This window comes from Rhizobium sp. F40D2, assembly GCF_051810745.2.
Taxonomy (GTDB): domain Bacteria; phylum Pseudomonadota; class Alphaproteobacteria; order Rhizobiales; family Rhizobiaceae; genus Rhizobium.
Genome location: NZ_CM131436.1, coordinates 969,556 through 984,885, shown reverse-complemented (window position 1 = coordinate 984,885; position 15,330 = coordinate 969,556). Strand labels below are relative to the sequence as shown.

Here is a 15,330-nt window from a genome sequence, read left to right as displayed (position 1 = left end):
TCCTCGGATGTCAGGCCGCATTCTCCGCCGTCTTCCGCCGGCCGGCGCGTACTCCCATGATCCCGACGCCCATCAACAGCAGAATCACAATCGCGTAGATGTCTGTCGTCAGCGCATAACCGGCCGATTTCGCCAGGAACCCGGCAAGGATCGCCGGCAGGCTGAAGGCGAGATAGCTCTGAACGTAGAAGGCCGACAGCAGCCCGGCCCGCTCATCCGCCTTGGCGAGCGGCATGATGGTGCCGATCGAGCCGAGGAAATTGGTTCCGAAACCGGCGCCGGTGAAGACGGTGCCGATGAGCAGCAGCGGCACATTGGCGAGATGCACGCCGGCAACGATCGTCAGAATGCCGAGCGTCTTGGCCGATACGCCGAAACCGAGATTGGCCGAGGCCGACTTGCCGCGCCTGAGATAGACGCTGATCGCTCCGCTTGCCATTAGCGCAGTCACGACGGCCCCGCCGGTCAACGGTGCGCTACTGCCGGTGGTGCTGGCGACCAGCGACGGGACCAGCGAAAGATAGAAGCCGGCGAGCGTCCAGTTGGCGATGTTGATCGGCGTCACCAGTGACAGCGACCGTTTCGCCTGCGCGGGAATGGCGACTCTCGGAATCAGCGAGCCGAGGGCGCCCGGCCGCGTGCCGCCGGTCTCATGCGTCAGCCAGATCGCGGCTGCCAGCAGCGTGAAGGCGAGAAGCAGCAGCGCATAGATCAGATGCATCGGGAAGGGGCCGTATTGGATCAGGGCGCTGGTGCCGACCGCGCCCACCGCCATGCCGCAAAGCGGCGCGATCGAATTGACAATCTGCCCCTTTGCCCGGTCGACATCGACGAGCGCGGCGCCGAGCGACGCGCCGGCGATCCCGGTCGCAATACCCTGGACGATCCGCGCCGCAATCAGCCAGCCGGGGCCGCTGGCGACGACGAAGAGGCCCATGGCGATGATTTCAAGCATCAGGGCGAAAAAGATCACCGGCTTGCGGCCGAGATGATCCGAGAGCGAACCGGCCGTCAGGAGCGCTGCCAGCAGCGCGAAGGCGTAGACGGCGAAGACCACCGTGATCAGCACCGGCGATAGCGAGAAGTTTTCCTGATAGATCCGATAGAGCGGCGTCGGCGCCGCGGAGGCCCCGAAAAAGGTGGCGAGCGTCAGCGCATGGAAACCGATCGAGGGGTGCGGCGCATTCTCTGTGGATTTGGCTGCGGCGACCATATATAAGCCCCTTAAAGCTAAGCCGTTGCGTTAGCTCCATGTAAGGCGAGTGCATCGTAAAGGCAAATTCTTTGCGTTTATGGTTCTGTCAAAGATTTTGAACCATGAGCGTGTAATGCATGTCGCCCGGAAGGTTCCGGGATAGAAGGTCGGGATGCAGGCATGGCAATGAAAGAGATCTCCGTCCGGGCGGCAGAAGCGCCCGGGTTCAGGCATCGGTGCACAAAGCGGTCCGCGAGTTGCTGGCCGAGATGAACCGCGCCGAGGTGACCATCCCGCTGATCGCCGCCAGTGCGGGTGTGACGCCGTCGACCATCTATCGCCGCTGGGGTGACCTGCAGGAGCTTCTTGCCGATGTCGCCGTCGAGCGGCTGCGGCCGGATATGCAGCCGGTTGATGCCGGCAGCGGCAAGGCCGATCTTCAAGCCTGGGCCGAGCAATATGCCGAGGAAATGTCCTCCGGGCCGGGCCGCGAAATGATCCGGGACGTGCTGGCGGCGCAGGCGGGCGCCAATGCCTGCAAATGCTGCGAATATACCCGCCAGCAGATCGTTGTCATCGCCGAGAGGGCAAAGGCCCGCGGCGAGGCCCTTCCGGATGTCGATCGCATTATGGATGAGGTCGTGGCACCGATCATGTACCGCATCCTGTTCGGCGACGTACCGGATGCCGCGCGGGTGCGCGATCTCGTCTCGCGCGTCATGACCACGACGGATTGAGCCTGGCTCTTACTCCGCGGCCGTGCGCTTGAGGCCGGAAATCTGGGTGATATAGGCGCGCAGGGCGGCTGGCCGCACCGGCTTGTGCTGGACGGCGATGCCGTATCGCTCGGCCTCGCTGCGCACTTCAGGCGTGCGGTCGGCGGTAACAAGCAAAGCGGGGATATCGGCGCCGAACTGCCGGCGCAGGTGCAGGATCGCGGCGATGCCGGTGCCGTCGTCGAGATGATAATCGGCGATGGCGAGATCCGGCGGCCCGTCACGGCCGTCGCCTGATATCACGTCGGCGAGGCCATCAAGCGCCTTGACCTCGCAGCCCCAGCCGCTGAGCAGCAGCCGCATGCCTTCGAGGATCTTCGGCTCGTTGTCGATGCAGAGGATCTTCAGCCCCTTGAGCGGCTGCCCCGGCCGGTCGGCGGGCGTGACGGCCGCCGCCGCCTCGGCCGGGCGCGAGATGTCGAGCGGCATGGCGATGCGGAATTCCGTGCCCCTGCCATGCGTCGAGTGCAACTCCACAGGATGGTTGAGCACCCGGGCGATGCGGTCGACGATCGACAGGCCGAGCCCGAGGCCGGAGGCGGTTTTTGCCCCTTCGTCCAGCCGGGCGAATTCCTTGAACACCGTGCGGAATTTCGACGGCGGAATGCCGATGCCGGAATCGATCACCTGGATGATCACCTGGTTGCCACGCCGCCGCGCACCGACCAGCACCTTGCCGGTGATCGTGTATTTGATCGCGTTGGAAACGAGGTTCTGCACCAGCCGGCGCAAAAGGTTAGGGTCGGAGCGCACCCTGAGCGACGTCGGCATGACCACCAGCTTCAGCTGTTTTTCGCGGGCGATCGGTGCGAAATCGGTCTCGATCCGCTCCAACAGGTCGGAAAGCGCGACGGCAGCGAGCCGCGGCCGCATCGCGCCGGTATCGAGCCTGGAGATATCGAGCACCGCGCCGAGGATGGTTTCGACCGATTCCAGCGCCGAATCGATATTGCGCACGATCGGGCTGTTTTCGGATTGCGCCATGCGCTCGACCAGTGCCGAGGAATAGAGCCTGGCGGCGTTCAGCGGCTGCAGGATATCGTGGCCGGCGGCGGCGAAAAATCGGGTCTTGCCGATATTCGCCTCGTCGGCGGCGGCCCGCGCCTCGGCGAGTTCGTGGTTGACGCGGGTAAGCTCCGCCGTGCGTTCGGCGACGCGCTGCTCCAATGTCTCATTTGCCTGTTTCAGCGCCTGGTCGGCGCTGACGCGCTGGGTGATATCGGTGAAGGTGGCGACAGTACCCTTGTCGGGCATGGCGTTGGAGCGTACCTCGATAATCCGCTCGCCGCCGCTGAGCACCAGTGCGAAGGGTTTGTCGAGCGTCAGGAAATGCCGCACCGTCTGATTGAGATCGCCGGGTGCGATGTCGCCACGCTGGCTGAGCGTGGTGACGATGTCGGCGAGAGGAAAGCCGACCTGACCGGCACTTTCCGGCAGATCCAGCAATTGCCGGAAGCGCCGGTTCCAGATGGTCAGCCGGTTGGAACTGTCGAAAACCGCAATGCCCTGATCCATCTGCGAAAGTGCGGTCTGCAGCATGTCCTGGTTATATTGCAGCGCCTCGCTCGCCTGGTCGAGCAGCCAGGCGGTGTCGGACGAGGCATCCTCGATCTTTTGCAGGATCAGGGACAGCACCAGCCGGGCCGAAGATGACCCGATGGCGCTGCCGAGCAGTTGTTCGCTGAAATGGATCAGCGCCATGTCGGCCGGCTGATCGTCCTCCAGCTTGCGGCCGGAGCTTTGCTCATAGGTCGTCAACGAGCGCTGCATGCGCTCTTCGCCGAGATAACGCGAGATCGCCGCCTTGAGGTCGCCGACACTGATGCGGGTCTTCCAGCCGCGCGTGGCGAATTGTGAGCGCGAATGGCGTTTGACGAAGATGCCGGCCTGGATGCGTTCCAGCGGCCTGGCATTGCGGGTGAGCGAGCCGACAATGAAGAAGGCGGTGTTGACGAGCAGGCTCATCACGGTGGCATTGACCAGCGGATCGGCGTCAGGCGCGGCAAACAGCGTCGTGCCCGGAAAGATGAAGCCGAGCACGGCGCTCGCCACATAAGAATAATCGGGGCCGCCGAGCGAGGGCAGGAACAGCAGGTAGATCCAGATGATGAAGCCGGAGGCAAGCCCGAGGATCGCGCCGCGCGCATTCGCCCGCCGCCAGATCAGCCCGCCGAATAGCGCAGGGGCGATTTGCGCGATTGCGGCGAAGGAAAGAAGGCCGATCGATGCAAGGCCGGTGGTGCTGTCCGTCGAGCGGTAATAGGCGTAGCCGAGCAGCAGCACGGCGAAGATCGCACTGCGGCGGATGTTGAGCAGCGTCTTGGCGAAATCGTCGCGTTGGCTGGCGCGGCCGGCAAGTTTGCGCCTCAGGAAGATCGGCATGATGATGTCGTTCGACACCATGATCGATAGAGCCACGGAATCGACGATCACCATCGCCGTTGCGGCGGAAAAACCGCCGATGAAGGTGATCAACGACACCACGGGCATTTCACCGGCAAGCGGCAGCGACAGCATGTAGAAATCGGCATTGCCCGTGCCGCCGAAGGTCAGCAGCCCGCCGATCGCCACCGGCAGCACGAAGATATTGATTGATAGGAGGTAGGTGGGAAACAGGAAGCCTGCGAGTTTCAGCTGTTTCGGCGTCCGGTTTTCAACGACCGTCACGTGGAATTGCCGCGGCAGCAGGATGATCGCGAAGGCCGACAACAGGATCAAAGTGATCCAGCGGCTGATCGGCGTGTGGTAACTCAGCGCCGACATGACAAGCCTGTTGTCGACAGTCTTTTGCCAGAGATCGCTCGGGCCGTCGAAGAGAAACCAGATGACGCAGACGCCGGCCGTCAGGAAAGCGACGAGCTTCACCACCGATTCCATCGAAACGGCAAGGATGAGGCCGTCCTGGTGTTCCGTCGCATCGGTATGGCGCGTGCCGAACATGATGGCGAAGCAGGCAAGCACTAGCGTTGCCAGCAGTGGCAGGTCGAGGAAGTAGAGATTGCCGCTGCCGATGCCGTAATCGGACGGATTGACCATGGCGCTGACGGTGCTGGAGATCGCCTTCAGCTGCAGCGCGATATAGGGAATGGTGCCGATCAGCGAGATCAGCGCGACGATGGTGGCGACCGTCGGGTTTTTGCCGTAGCGCGCGGCGACGAAATCGGCAGCCGAGGTGAGTTTCTCGGCCTTGGCGAGTTCGATGATGCGGCGAAGCAGCGGCATGCCGAGCGTGAAGACCAGAATGGGGCCGATATAGATGCCGGCAAATTCCAGGCCGCGCTGCGCGGCAAGCCCGACGCTGCCGAAATAGGTCCAGGAGGTGCAATAGATAGCCAGGCTCAGCGCATAGACCACCGGCCATCCGCCTTCGAGCGCACCCGGGCCGCGCTTCTTGCGGTCGCCATAGCTTGCCACGGCGAAAAGCAGGAGCAGATAGCCGAAGGCAGACGCGAATATGACCCAGCCTGGAAGCATTGACCCTCCGCCGGCGGAAAACCCGTCGGGACCTCCCGCAACCCATTCAGCTTAAGTCATTTCAGACGCGTTGAAAATTCCCGCCCGTCTAGGCCTTAAGTCAAAGACCGCCGGGGGTATCGCCAAATAATTGCGATTGCCGATTGATTAATCGCAATGAAGATGTAGCTAATGAAATCCATCGCATACTGTCTGAAATGGATCGAAGGGAGACGGATCCGATGCTCAACGAATTCAAGGCCTTTATCGCCCGCGGCAATGTCATGGATCTTGCAGTCGGCGTCATCATCGGCGGCGCCTTCGGCGGCATCGTCAAATCTCTGGTCGACGACCTGATCATGCCGATCGTCGGCGCCATTTTCGGCGGCTTCGATTTTTCGAATTACTTCCTGCCGCTCTCGTCAGCCGTCAACGCGCAGACACTGGCCGCCGCCCGCGCGCAAGGGGCCGTCTTTGCATATGGCAGCTTCCTCACCGTGCTGATCAACTTCCTGATCCTTGCCTGGATCATCTTCCTGATGGTCAAGGGCGTGAACTATCTGCGCCTGCAGGTCGAGCGCCAGGAGAAGGCCGCACCGGAAGAGCTGCCCGCGCCGCCGGCTGATGTTCAGCTGCTGACGGAGATCCGCGATCTGCTGGCCACACGCCCGGCCGTCTGACCGGGCTTCGGCCCGCTGTCGGGTGGGCCGCCATCCATCACGAAAATCGATATTCCATCACTGGATATCATGGGATTTGCCGGCGCAATTCCACTATGAATGCGGAAACCGGAGATATGCATGTCGATCGTGAAGAGCCTCAGCCCGCGCGCCATGGCGGCGCCAGAAAGCGGGATCGTCGAAGTTGTCAATTATGCCCGCGGCCGCGAAGGCTTGCTGCCGCTCTGGGTGGGTGAAGGCGATCTGCCGACGCCCGATTTCATCAGCAGGGCGGCGATGGATGCGCTTGCTTCGGGCGAGACCTTCTACACCTGGCAGCGGGGCATTCCCGAGCTTCGCCAGGCGCTTTCGGATTATTATTTCAGACATTTTGGACTCCGACTTCCGGTCGAGCATTTCTATGTCACCGGTTCCGGCATGCAGGCGATCCAGATCGCCGTGCAGACGCTGACCTCACCGGGTGACGAGTTCGTTTATCTCACCCCCGCCTGGCCGAATATCGCCGCCGCCCTGGAGATCGCGGGTGCGCGCTCCGTCGGCGTCGAGCTGCAGTTCGAGGGCGGCAAATGGGCGGTCGATCTCGACCGCGTCGAAGCCGCCATCACCCCGAAGACGAGGGGCATTTTCGTCAATACGCCGTCGAACCCGACGGGATGGACGGCGACGAAGAAGGATCTTGCCGATATGCTGGCGCTGGCCCGCCGGCACGATCTCTGGATCATGGCGGATGAAATCTACGCGCTCTATTACTTTGCCGGCGGTCGGGCGCCCTCTTTCCTCGATGTGATGGAGCCGGACGACAAGATCATCTTCGTCAATTCCTTCTCGAAGAACTGGTCGATGACCGGCTGGCGCGTCGGCTGGATCGTCGCCCCGCCCGAGATGGGCCAGGTGCTCGAAAACCTGATCCAGTATTCGACATCGGGCGTGGCGCAGTTCATGCAGAAGGGTGCCGTCGCAGCCCTCGATCAGGGCGACGATTTCGTTGCCGCCAATATCGCCAAGGCGGCCCGTTCCCGCGATATTCTCTGCGATGCGCTTGTCGCCACCAACCGCGTCGAGACGCTGAAGCCGGACGGCGCGCTTTATGCCTTCCTGAAGATCGACGGTGTCACCGACAGCCGCAATGCTGCCATCGATATCGTCGACAAGACAGGCGTCGGCCTTGCCCCCGGAACCGCTTTCGGCGCCGGCGGTGAACTCTTCCTGCGCGCCTGTTTCCTGCGCGATCCCGCCCAAATGGCGGTCGCGGCCGAGCGCCTCTGCGACTATATCCTCAAGCGCTGAGAACCGGTTCGGTCGGCGATTTCGTGCCGGAATCGGCCGATCGATAAAACTTGAGCAAAGCCTGAAATCGGCCTCTAACCACGACTGCAAACATACTGGTTCAAAGGGCCTCGAACGGCCATTCGATAAGAAAAATGGAAAGAAAAACCGGGCCTGATGCCCCTGCTATAAAACAAGGCAGGGATGCGGGACATGGCGGTTTTGGTGACGGGCGGCGCCGGATATATCGGCAGTCACATGGTTTGGGCGCTCCTCGATGCGGGTGAGGATGTGGTCGTGCTCGACCGTCTCTCCACCGGTTTTCGCTGGGCCGTGGCGCCGGCGGCGCGTTTCTATCTCGGCGACGTCGCCGACCCCGATATCCTGAAGAAGATCTTCATCGAAAACGACATCGAGGCGATCATTCATTTCGCCGGCTCCGCTGTCGTGCCCGTGTCGGTGGCCGATCCGCTCTCTTATTACGACAACAATTCAGGCAAGACCCGGGCGCTGCTCTCCGCGTCTGTCGAAGCCGGGATCCGCAACTTCGTCTTCTCGTCGACCGCGGCGGTCTACGGTCAGCAAAAGACCGACCTGCCGGTGAAGGAGACCGCCCCCTCAATCCGGAAAATCCTTACGGCCAGTCAAAGCTGATGACCGAATTTATGCTGCGCGATGCCGCCGCCGCCTATGATTTCAATTATGTCGCGCTTCGCTACTTCAACGTCGCCGGCGCCGATCCCGACCATCGCGCCGGCCAGTCGACCTCAGGCGCCACCCACCTCATCAAGGTTGCCTGCGAAGCAGCGCTCGGCAGGCGTGACAGCGTCAGCGTCTATGGCATCGATTATCCCACCCATGACGGCACCGGCGTGCGCGACTACATCCATGTCACCGATCTTGTCGATGCCCATCTGAAGGCGCTGCAGCACCTGCGCCGGGGCAAGGGCTCGCTGGTTGCGAACTGCGGTTATGGCAGCGGCTATTCCGTGCTTGATGTGCTGAACATGGTCACTCGCCTGCACGGACATTCCTTCAAGATCCACATGGCGCCACGGCGCGCGGGCGATTCGGCCAGCGTCGTCGCCGACGCTTCGCTCGCCCGGCAGGTGCTCGACTGGAAACCCAGACACGATTCTGCTCGAAACCATCGTCCAGAGTTCGCTCGACTGGGAACTCTTCCTCTCGAACCGAAACGTCGACGACCTGCACAGCATCCACCGGGCACTCGCAGCCGCTTCGTTTTGAGCGGCGTGAGAGCTGTTCACCGCGCCGTGCCTGCATGCCGTCAGGTGAACAAGGAATGATCAAGCTTTCTCTGGCCGGCTCTGGCCGACGGAAAAGGGAAGATGAACAACTTTCTTGCCTCATTGCGCCTGCAAAAAGACAATCCGACGCTTCTGACGGCGCAGTTCCAGGCCCTGTCATCGCAGATCCCCATTCTTTATATCCTGCTGGTCATCAACGCCCTTGCGGTGGCGATCACCCACCTCAAATCCGCGCCGCTCTGGCTCTCGCTCCACATTCCCGTGGCCTTGAGCATCGTCTGTGTCTTCCGTCTTTGCTGGTGGGAGATCAGGGGCAGGGAAAACGTCACAGCCGAGCGCGCCTACCGGCTGATGAAGATCACCATATCGGGCGCCGGCATCCTATCTGTGGCTCTCGGCAGTTGGGCGATCGCGCTTTACCAGTATGGCGATGCGTCCCAGCAGGGCCAGATTGCCTATTTCCTCGTCGTCACCGGCATTTCCTGCATCTTTTGCCTGATGCATTTGCCGATGGCGGCAGCGCTGACCACGGTCATCACCTTCTCGGCCATGGTCGCAACCTTCATGTTCTCGGGCAATCCTGTTTTCGTCGCGACGGCCGTCAGCGGCGTCTTCCTGATCCTGCCCTTCCTCAGGGTGATCAACAGCTATTTCCAGAATTTCGCCGGCCTGGTGCAACTGACCGAGGAGCTGAAGCAGAAACGGGCGGAAGCCGAGGAACTGAACCTCGTCAACAGCCGCAACGCGCTGCAGGACCAGCTGACGGGCCTGGCCAACCGCCGCAGCTTCTTTCTCTCGCTGGAAAATCGGCTTGAGAAGGATCCGTCGGCGCCGCCCGTTCTCGGCATTCTCGATCTCGACGGCTTCAAGCCCGTCAACGATGTGTTCGGCCATTCCGCCGGCGATCTGGTGCTCAAGGAGACGGCCCGCCGTTTCGCCGCGCTGGTCGGCGAAGAGGGCATCGTCTCCCGCCTCGGCGGCGACGAGTTCGGCATCATTTTCCCCTGTTCGATGACACGCCAGGCGATCGCCGATCTCGGCCAGGCGCTCTGCGCCGCCGTCCGCGACCCCTACGAAATCCCCGACGGCTCGGTCCGCGTTTTCGGTTCCTGCGGCATCGTCTATCCCGAGATCGGCAGATACACCGCCGAGGATCTCTACGAGAAAGCCGATTTCGCCCTCTACCAGGTCAAGAGCAAGCGCAGCAGCGGCGTCGAATTCTTCTCGGCCGAGCACGAGAAGATCCTGACCCAGCGCCACCTGATCGAGCTCGAGCTGCAGGCGAGTGATTTTGTCAGCGAATTGAAACTCGAATATCAGCCGATCGTCGAGTTGAAGAGCGGCCGCGTCGTCGGTTACGAGGCACTTGCCCGCTGGGACAGCGCCCGCTTCGGCCGCATCAGCCCCGAAGCTTTCATTCCCGCGGCCGAGCGCACGGCCGTCATCGGCCGGATGACACGCATCCTTTTTGCCAAGGCGCTCGAAGCGCTGGCGATCATTCCACGCCATCTCAAGCTCTCCTTCAATCTCTCGGCCCGCGATATTTGCGATCATGAGACATCGATGGCGCTGATTGGCATGATCACCCGCTCCGGCCTCGATCCGCGGCGCATTGAATTCGAGATCACCGAGACCGCGCTGCTTTCCGATTTCGTCGCCGCCGACCAGGTCATCGCCATGCTGCGCGCGGCCGGCATCTCCATCGCGCTTGACGATTTCGGCACCGGCTATTCGAGCCTGAGCCATATCCATCGTCTCGGCTTCGACAAGCTGAAGATCGACAAGGCCTTCGTGATGAATTTCGATCGCGACGCCCGTTGCATGAACATCACCCGCTCGGTCGCCAATCTCTGCCAGAATCTCGGCATTGCCTCCGTTGCCGAAGGCGTCGAAAGCGAAGAGGTTGCCGAGGGATTGAAGGCGATGGGCGTTTGCCTGGCGCAGGGCTATCATTTCTCGCGGCCGCTGCCGCTGGAGCTTGCCATCGACTATGCCGCCCGCTGCGAAGCCGAAGCCGTCGCCCGCAATTCGCTATCGGCCTGACCTGATCGATCTCGCCTGTTGTAAATCGACTGGAGCCACGCTGCTTCGTCGTCTATTCATGGTCTCGAGCCTTTCCGGGCAGAATGCTTCAAGCCGGCCGGGAAAGGCTCCAGCAGCGGAGGTGAACCATGCAGGACGGCGAAGTCATCATTGAACAGCAGGGCACTGCCGGCATCATCCGGCTCAACCGGCCGCGGGCGCTGAACAGCCTGACGCTGCCGATGATCCGGGCGATCACCGAGGCCCTTCATGGCTTTGCCTCTGATGCAGCGGTGGCGAGCGTCGTGGTGGCGGGGGAGGGCGAACGCGGCTTCTGCGCCGGCGGCGACATCCGCGCCCTGCATGAAAGCGCCCGCACCGGCGACGGCCTTGCGGGCGCCTTCTGGCGCGAGGAATTCCGCCTCAACCATCAGATCGCCGTCTACCCCAAACCCTATGTCGCGCTGATGGACGGCATCACCATGGGTGGGGGCGTCGGTCTGTCGTCGCATGGCCGCCACCGCATCGTCACCGAGCGCACCCGGCTTGCCATGCCCGAAACGGGCATCGGCTATGTCCCCGATGTCGGCGCCACCTGGCTGCTGCCGCGCGCGCCGGGCGAAGCCGGAACATGGCTCGGCCTGACCGGGCTCGATATTGGCGCCGCCGACGCGATCCATGCGGGGCTTGCCGACCGTCAGATCGCGTCCGCGCGGCTCGGCGCGGTGATCGAGGCGCTGTCGGCCCTGCCGCGCGGCAGCTCGTCCAGCGATGTCGATGCGGCGCTGCAGGAGCTTTCGGAGCCTGCGGGAGAAAGCCGGCTCAGGCAGAATGCCGCCATGATCGATCGCGCCTTCCGTTTCGACAGTGTCGAGGAAATCCTGGCAGCGCTTGCCGGGGAGGAGGGTGACTTCGCCGCCGAGACCCGCCGGGTGCTGTCGACCCGTTCGCCGACCAGCCTGAAGCTGGCTCTGGCGCTGCTCAGAGCCGGCCGCCGCAGCACCTCGCTTGCCGAATGCCTCGGTCGTGAACTCGGCGCCTGCCTGCAGATGCTCGATAACCCCGATTTCTTCGAAGGCATCCGCGCCGCCGTCATCGATAAGGACCGCAATCCGAAATGGTCGCCGGCAAGTGTCGAGGCGGCGACGGTCGAGCGCTTCCTGAAACCGGCCGAGCCGCCGCTTTTACTCTGACTTCGTCTGATTATCGCCACATGCCGCGCATGCGGGCGCCGACATCGATGCGCACCTGCCGCGCCTGCGCTTGCGCCGCCGCCTCGGATTTCACCTGCGGCCAGCTGCAGGCCTCGAAGAACTGCAGCAATGTTGCCGGAATGAAGCGGCTGCGCGAGGCATAGACGTGCCGGTCGCCCTGGGCATTCTGCCCGTAGGTGAAGAAGCGCTGCGGCACCACGAGGTCGAGACCATCTCGGGCGCGCGTCATTGCCACATAGAGCAGGCGGCGTTCCTCCTCGATTTCGGCGGTGGCGCCGACGGCGAGGTCGCTCGGAATGCAGCCGTCGACGACGTTCAGCATGAAGACCCTCGTCCATTCCTGGCCCTTGGCGGAATGGATAGTCGACAGGATGAGGTAGTCCTCGTCGAGCAGCGGCACGCCGGCCTGGTCGCTGGTCGCATCCGGGGGATCGAGGGTGAGTTCGGTGAGGAAGCGCTCGCGCGAGGCATAACCGCCGGCAATCTGCTCGAGCTGCAGCAGATCGGCCTGCCGCGTCGCGGCATCCTCATGCAGCCGCTCCAGATGCGGCGCGTACCATTGCCGCGCCAGCTCGATTTCCGCCGGCCAGCCGGCCTTGCCCGATTTCATCTCCTGCAGCATGGTAACGAATGCCGTCCAGTCCTCGCCGGAGCGCGGTGGCGCCGGCATGGCGGCCAGCGCAGTTATCGGGCTCGCATCCTCGGCCATCAGGTCGAGCGCCTTCTGCGCCGTCGACGGCCCGACGCCCGGCAGGATCTGCATCAGCCGGAAGCCCGCCACCCGGTCTCGCGGGTTCTGCGCGAAACGCAGCGCCGCCAGCATGTCCTTGACATGGGCGCTGTCGAGAAACTTCAGCCCGCCGAACTTGACGAAGGGAATGTTGCGCCGGGTCAGCTCGACCTCCAGCGGCCCGCTGTGATGCGAGGCGCGGAACAGCACCGCCTGCTGCTTGAGCGTCAGGCCTTCCTCGCGGTTGTCGAGCACCATGTCGGCGACATAACGCGCCTGGTCGGCCTCGTCGCGCACGGTGACCAGGCGCGGCCGCTCGGCCGATTGTCGCTCGGTCCAGAGGTTCTTGGTGAAGCGCTCCGAGGCAAGATCGATGACGGCGTTGGCGGCCGCAAGGATCGGCTGCGTCGAGCGGTAATTGCGGTCGAGCGTGACGATATTGGCGGCCGGGCTGAAGGCGGCGGGAAAATCGAGGATGTTGCGCACCGTCGCCGCACGGAAGGAATAGATCGACTGGGCATCGTCGCCGACGACGGTCAGTCCGTGGCCGCCGGGTTTCAGCGCCATCAGGATCGAGGCCTGCAGCCGGTTGGTGTCCTGATATTCGTCGACCAGCACATGGTCGAAGCGGCTGCCGATATCCTCGGCAATCACGCTCTCGCCGACCATCTGCGCCCAGTAGAGCAGCAGATCGTCGTAATCGAGCACGTTCTGGCTCTGCTTCGCCTCGACATAACAGGCGAAAAGCTCGCGCAGCTGTTTCTCCCAGGCCGCGCACCAGGGAAAGGCGTCGCGCAGCACCTGGTCGAGCGCCGTCTCCGAATTCACCGCCCGGGAATAGATGGCGAGGCAGGTACCTTTGGCCGGAAACCGGCTTTCCGTTTTGGAGAAGCCGAGATCGTGCCGGATGAGGTTGATGAGGTCGGCGCTGTCTTCGCGGTCGTGGATGGTGAAATCGGCATCGAGGCCGATCTGCTGCGCATAATCGCGCAACAGCCGCGCGCCGATGCCGTGGAAGGTGCCGGACCAGTTCAGCGCATCGGCCATGACGCCGGCATTGGCCCCCAGCACATCGCGGCAGATGCGCTCGACGCGTCGCGCCATCTCGGCGGCGGCCCGCCGCGAGAAGGTCATCAGCAGGATGCGGCGCGGATCGGCGCCCTTGACGATCAGATGGGCGACCCGATGCGCCAGCGTATTGGTCTTGCCAGAACCGGCGCCGGCAATGACCAGCAGCGGCCCGGCAATATGGTTGCCGTCGGTGAGCGTGCCATGCTCGACGGCCATGCGCTGCTGGGGATTGAGCTTTTCGAGATACATCCAGCCGTCCGGTCGGGCTCCCGCAGAATCACTGGGGAAGATTAGATGTTCCTTGAATGTTCGCGATTTCAGCCGCTGTCAAGCATTGAGGTGTCGGACCGGGCTCAATCGGGGAAATCTGGTCCCACCACGCGTCGCACCAGCTTCAGGCTGCGATCAGGCTGAAGGATATAGGTTTCCTCGACGCGCTGGCCGGTCTCATTGTAGAACTGGTTGTAGACGGCACTGCCGACCGGCGATTTGGTGAGCTTCGTCCGCGGCTGGCCGCCATAGGTGATGCTGCCGGGAATGGGTTCCAGCGCCGGGCTATCGGCTGACGAACAGCCGGCAAGCAAGACCCCGGCAAACAATGCCCCGGGGAATAAGGCGGGCAGCAGCACTTTCATCGTCGTCATCCCTCTGTCGACTGCAAGCCGGATATGGAAACCGCAGCAGTTTCCGCCAAGGGCAGGCCACACCGGGGTCTGCAGAAATCACGCTCGAATATCGCGCTGAGCCCGTCGCAACGAAAGCCCTGCTGCGGCGTTAACTGAGATCAACCAACTTTAGGAGACGCTGACGTGATCGGGTTTCCCGGCTTCACCGACCATGACGAATCCGGCCGGCAGGGCCACGGCGAGGCGGCGACGCGCGCTTCGGTCGAGAGCGCCCTTCATGCCGCCGCCGATCTCGACGCTGAGGAAATCATCGTCGACATGCTGGGCTCCTATGTCATCCTCGACGGTTTCGTGCGCCGGCGCGGCGATGTCGAGCGGGCGGTCGCAATCGCCGAAAGCATTGTCGGCCAAGGTTATGTGCACAGTCGCCTGTTGCGGCGCTGAGGGAACCAAGTGCCCTCCCGCGGGTTGAAATGCCGGATCGAAACGCTGGAGACTCCTCATGCAGTCGCTTCCTCGCCTCTCGGCACTCACCCTGATATCGGCCGGCGTCTTTGCCGGTACCGCCTATGCTTCGCTGGAAACCGGCAAGAATTATTCCGCGCTGCCGAAGGACCAGATCGCCCTCAACGAATATACCGGCGCCGTCGCCTGCACACCGGCACAACCGCAGTATCTCCCCTCCTTCATCCGCGCGGGCGATGGCACGATCATCGGCGTCGGTTATATCGAGGTGGAGAGTGAGGGCAGCGTAGACTGCTGAAATCAGTCCTGCTCAAACGAGGCTCGCCTGCGTTCCCGCAGAGGTGACGAGCCTCTGACCATCATCATGATGGCTGCGTGTCTTTTATGAATAGACCTGTCCCAGGCACAACGCCCATTGCACCAAAACCCGCCGCAAGTTCGATGCAGGGTTAAGTAAACTAAAGCATTGCACCGTTCCGGCACGCTCCGTTTACGGAAATGCCGGCCGAAGGACCAGTTCAACGTGGCTGAGCGTGCTTTCGCGTCCTGTCGGACGCTTGGCCG

11 protein-coding genes and 1 pseudogene are annotated in these 15,330 nt (G+C 62.9%); 8 read left to right on the top strand and 4 right to left on the bottom strand.

Annotated elements, in window-relative coordinates:
• Positions 1 to 10: 10 nt before the first annotated feature.
• Positions 11 to 1,213 carry an MFS transporter gene (locus ACS4RS_RS04695; RefSeq protein WP_439008518.1) on the bottom strand — a complete coding sequence of 401 codons (1,203 nt, stop codon included), beginning with the start codon at positions 1,211 to 1,213 and terminating at the stop codon, positions 11 to 13.
• A 119-nt stretch (positions 1,214 to 1,332) separates the two neighbouring features.
• On the opposite strand from ACS4RS_RS04695, the gene ACS4RS_RS04690 reads away from it, so the two are divergent.
• The gene (locus ACS4RS_RS04690; RefSeq protein ID WP_439008519.1) at positions 1,333 to 1,932 is read left to right on the top strand and encodes a TetR/AcrR family transcriptional regulator C-terminal ligand-binding domain-containing protein; all 600 of its coding nucleotides are present in this window, start codon (positions 1,333 to 1,335) and stop codon (positions 1,930 to 1,932) included.
• 9 nt (positions 1,933 to 1,941) lie between these two features.
• Here the strand turns inward: ACS4RS_RS04690 and ACS4RS_RS04685 are convergent, their stop codons facing one another.
• Complete coding sequence (locus ACS4RS_RS04685; RefSeq protein WP_439008520.1) at positions 1,942 to 5,445, bottom strand: PAS-domain containing protein; 3,504 nt, start codon at positions 5,443 to 5,445, stop codon at positions 1,942 to 1,944.
• 221 nt (positions 5,446 to 5,666) lie between these two features.
• Here ACS4RS_RS04685 and mscL point away from each other — a divergent pair, with 221 nt between their 5' ends.
• From mscL to ACS4RS_RS04660, 5 genes and pseudogenes are all read left to right on the top strand, one after another.
• A complete protein-coding gene (gene mscL / locus ACS4RS_RS04680; protein WP_439008521.1) occupies positions 5,667 to 6,104 on the top strand; it encodes a large conductance mechanosensitive channel protein MscL in 438 nt (145 codons plus the stop codon).
• A 120-nt stretch (positions 6,105 to 6,224) separates the two neighbouring features.
• Positions 6,225 to 7,391, top strand: coding sequence for a pyridoxal phosphate-dependent aminotransferase (locus ACS4RS_RS04675; RefSeq protein WP_439008522.1), 1,167 nt, complete (start codon positions 6,225 to 6,227; stop codon positions 7,389 to 7,391).
• A 192-nt stretch (positions 7,392 to 7,583) separates the two neighbouring features.
• A pseudogene (gene galE / locus ACS4RS_RS04670) lies at positions 7,584 to 8,618 on the top strand (UDP-glucose 4-epimerase GalE).
• 101 nt (positions 8,619 to 8,719) lie between these two features.
• Positions 8,720 to 10,681 carry an EAL domain-containing protein gene (locus ACS4RS_RS04665; RefSeq protein WP_439008523.1) on the top strand — a complete coding sequence of 654 codons (1,962 nt, stop codon included), beginning with the start codon at positions 8,720 to 8,722 and terminating at the stop codon, positions 10,679 to 10,681.
• Positions 10,682 to 10,809: 128 nt separating this feature from the next.
• A complete protein-coding gene (locus ACS4RS_RS04660; protein ID WP_439008524.1) occupies positions 10,810 to 11,853 on the top strand; it encodes an enoyl-CoA hydratase/isomerase family protein in 1,044 nt (347 codons plus the stop codon).
• Between the two features lie 10 nt (positions 11,854 to 11,863).
• Here the strand turns inward: ACS4RS_RS04660 and ACS4RS_RS04655 are convergent, their stop codons facing one another.
• Together ACS4RS_RS04655 and ACS4RS_RS04650 are read right to left on the bottom strand one after the other, a co-directional pair.
• Entirely contained in the window at positions 11,864 to 13,924 is a 2,061-nt protein-coding gene (locus ACS4RS_RS04655) for a UvrD-helicase domain-containing protein (RefSeq protein ID WP_439008525.1), read from the bottom strand.
• A gap of 104 nt (positions 13,925 to 14,028) precedes the next feature.
• Positions 14,029 to 14,310, bottom strand: coding sequence for a hypothetical protein (locus tag ACS4RS_RS04650; protein WP_439011753.1), 282 nt, complete (start codon positions 14,308 to 14,310; stop codon positions 14,029 to 14,031).
• 174 nt (positions 14,311 to 14,484) lie between these two features.
• On the opposite strand from ACS4RS_RS04650, the gene ACS4RS_RS04645 reads away from it, so the two are divergent.
• Together ACS4RS_RS04645 and ACS4RS_RS04640 are read left to right on the top strand one after the other, a co-directional pair.
• Positions 14,485 to 14,745 (top strand): BON domain-containing protein, encoded by a 261-nt coding sequence (locus tag ACS4RS_RS04645; RefSeq protein WP_439008526.1) that lies wholly within the window; start codon positions 14,485 to 14,487, stop codon positions 14,743 to 14,745.
• 58 nt (positions 14,746 to 14,803) lie between these two features.
• Positions 14,804 to 15,064 (top strand): hypothetical protein, encoded by a 261-nt coding sequence (locus tag ACS4RS_RS04640; protein ID WP_439008527.1) that lies wholly within the window; start codon positions 14,804 to 14,806, stop codon positions 15,062 to 15,064.
• The last annotated feature ends 266 nt before the right edge of the window (positions 15,065 to 15,330 follow it).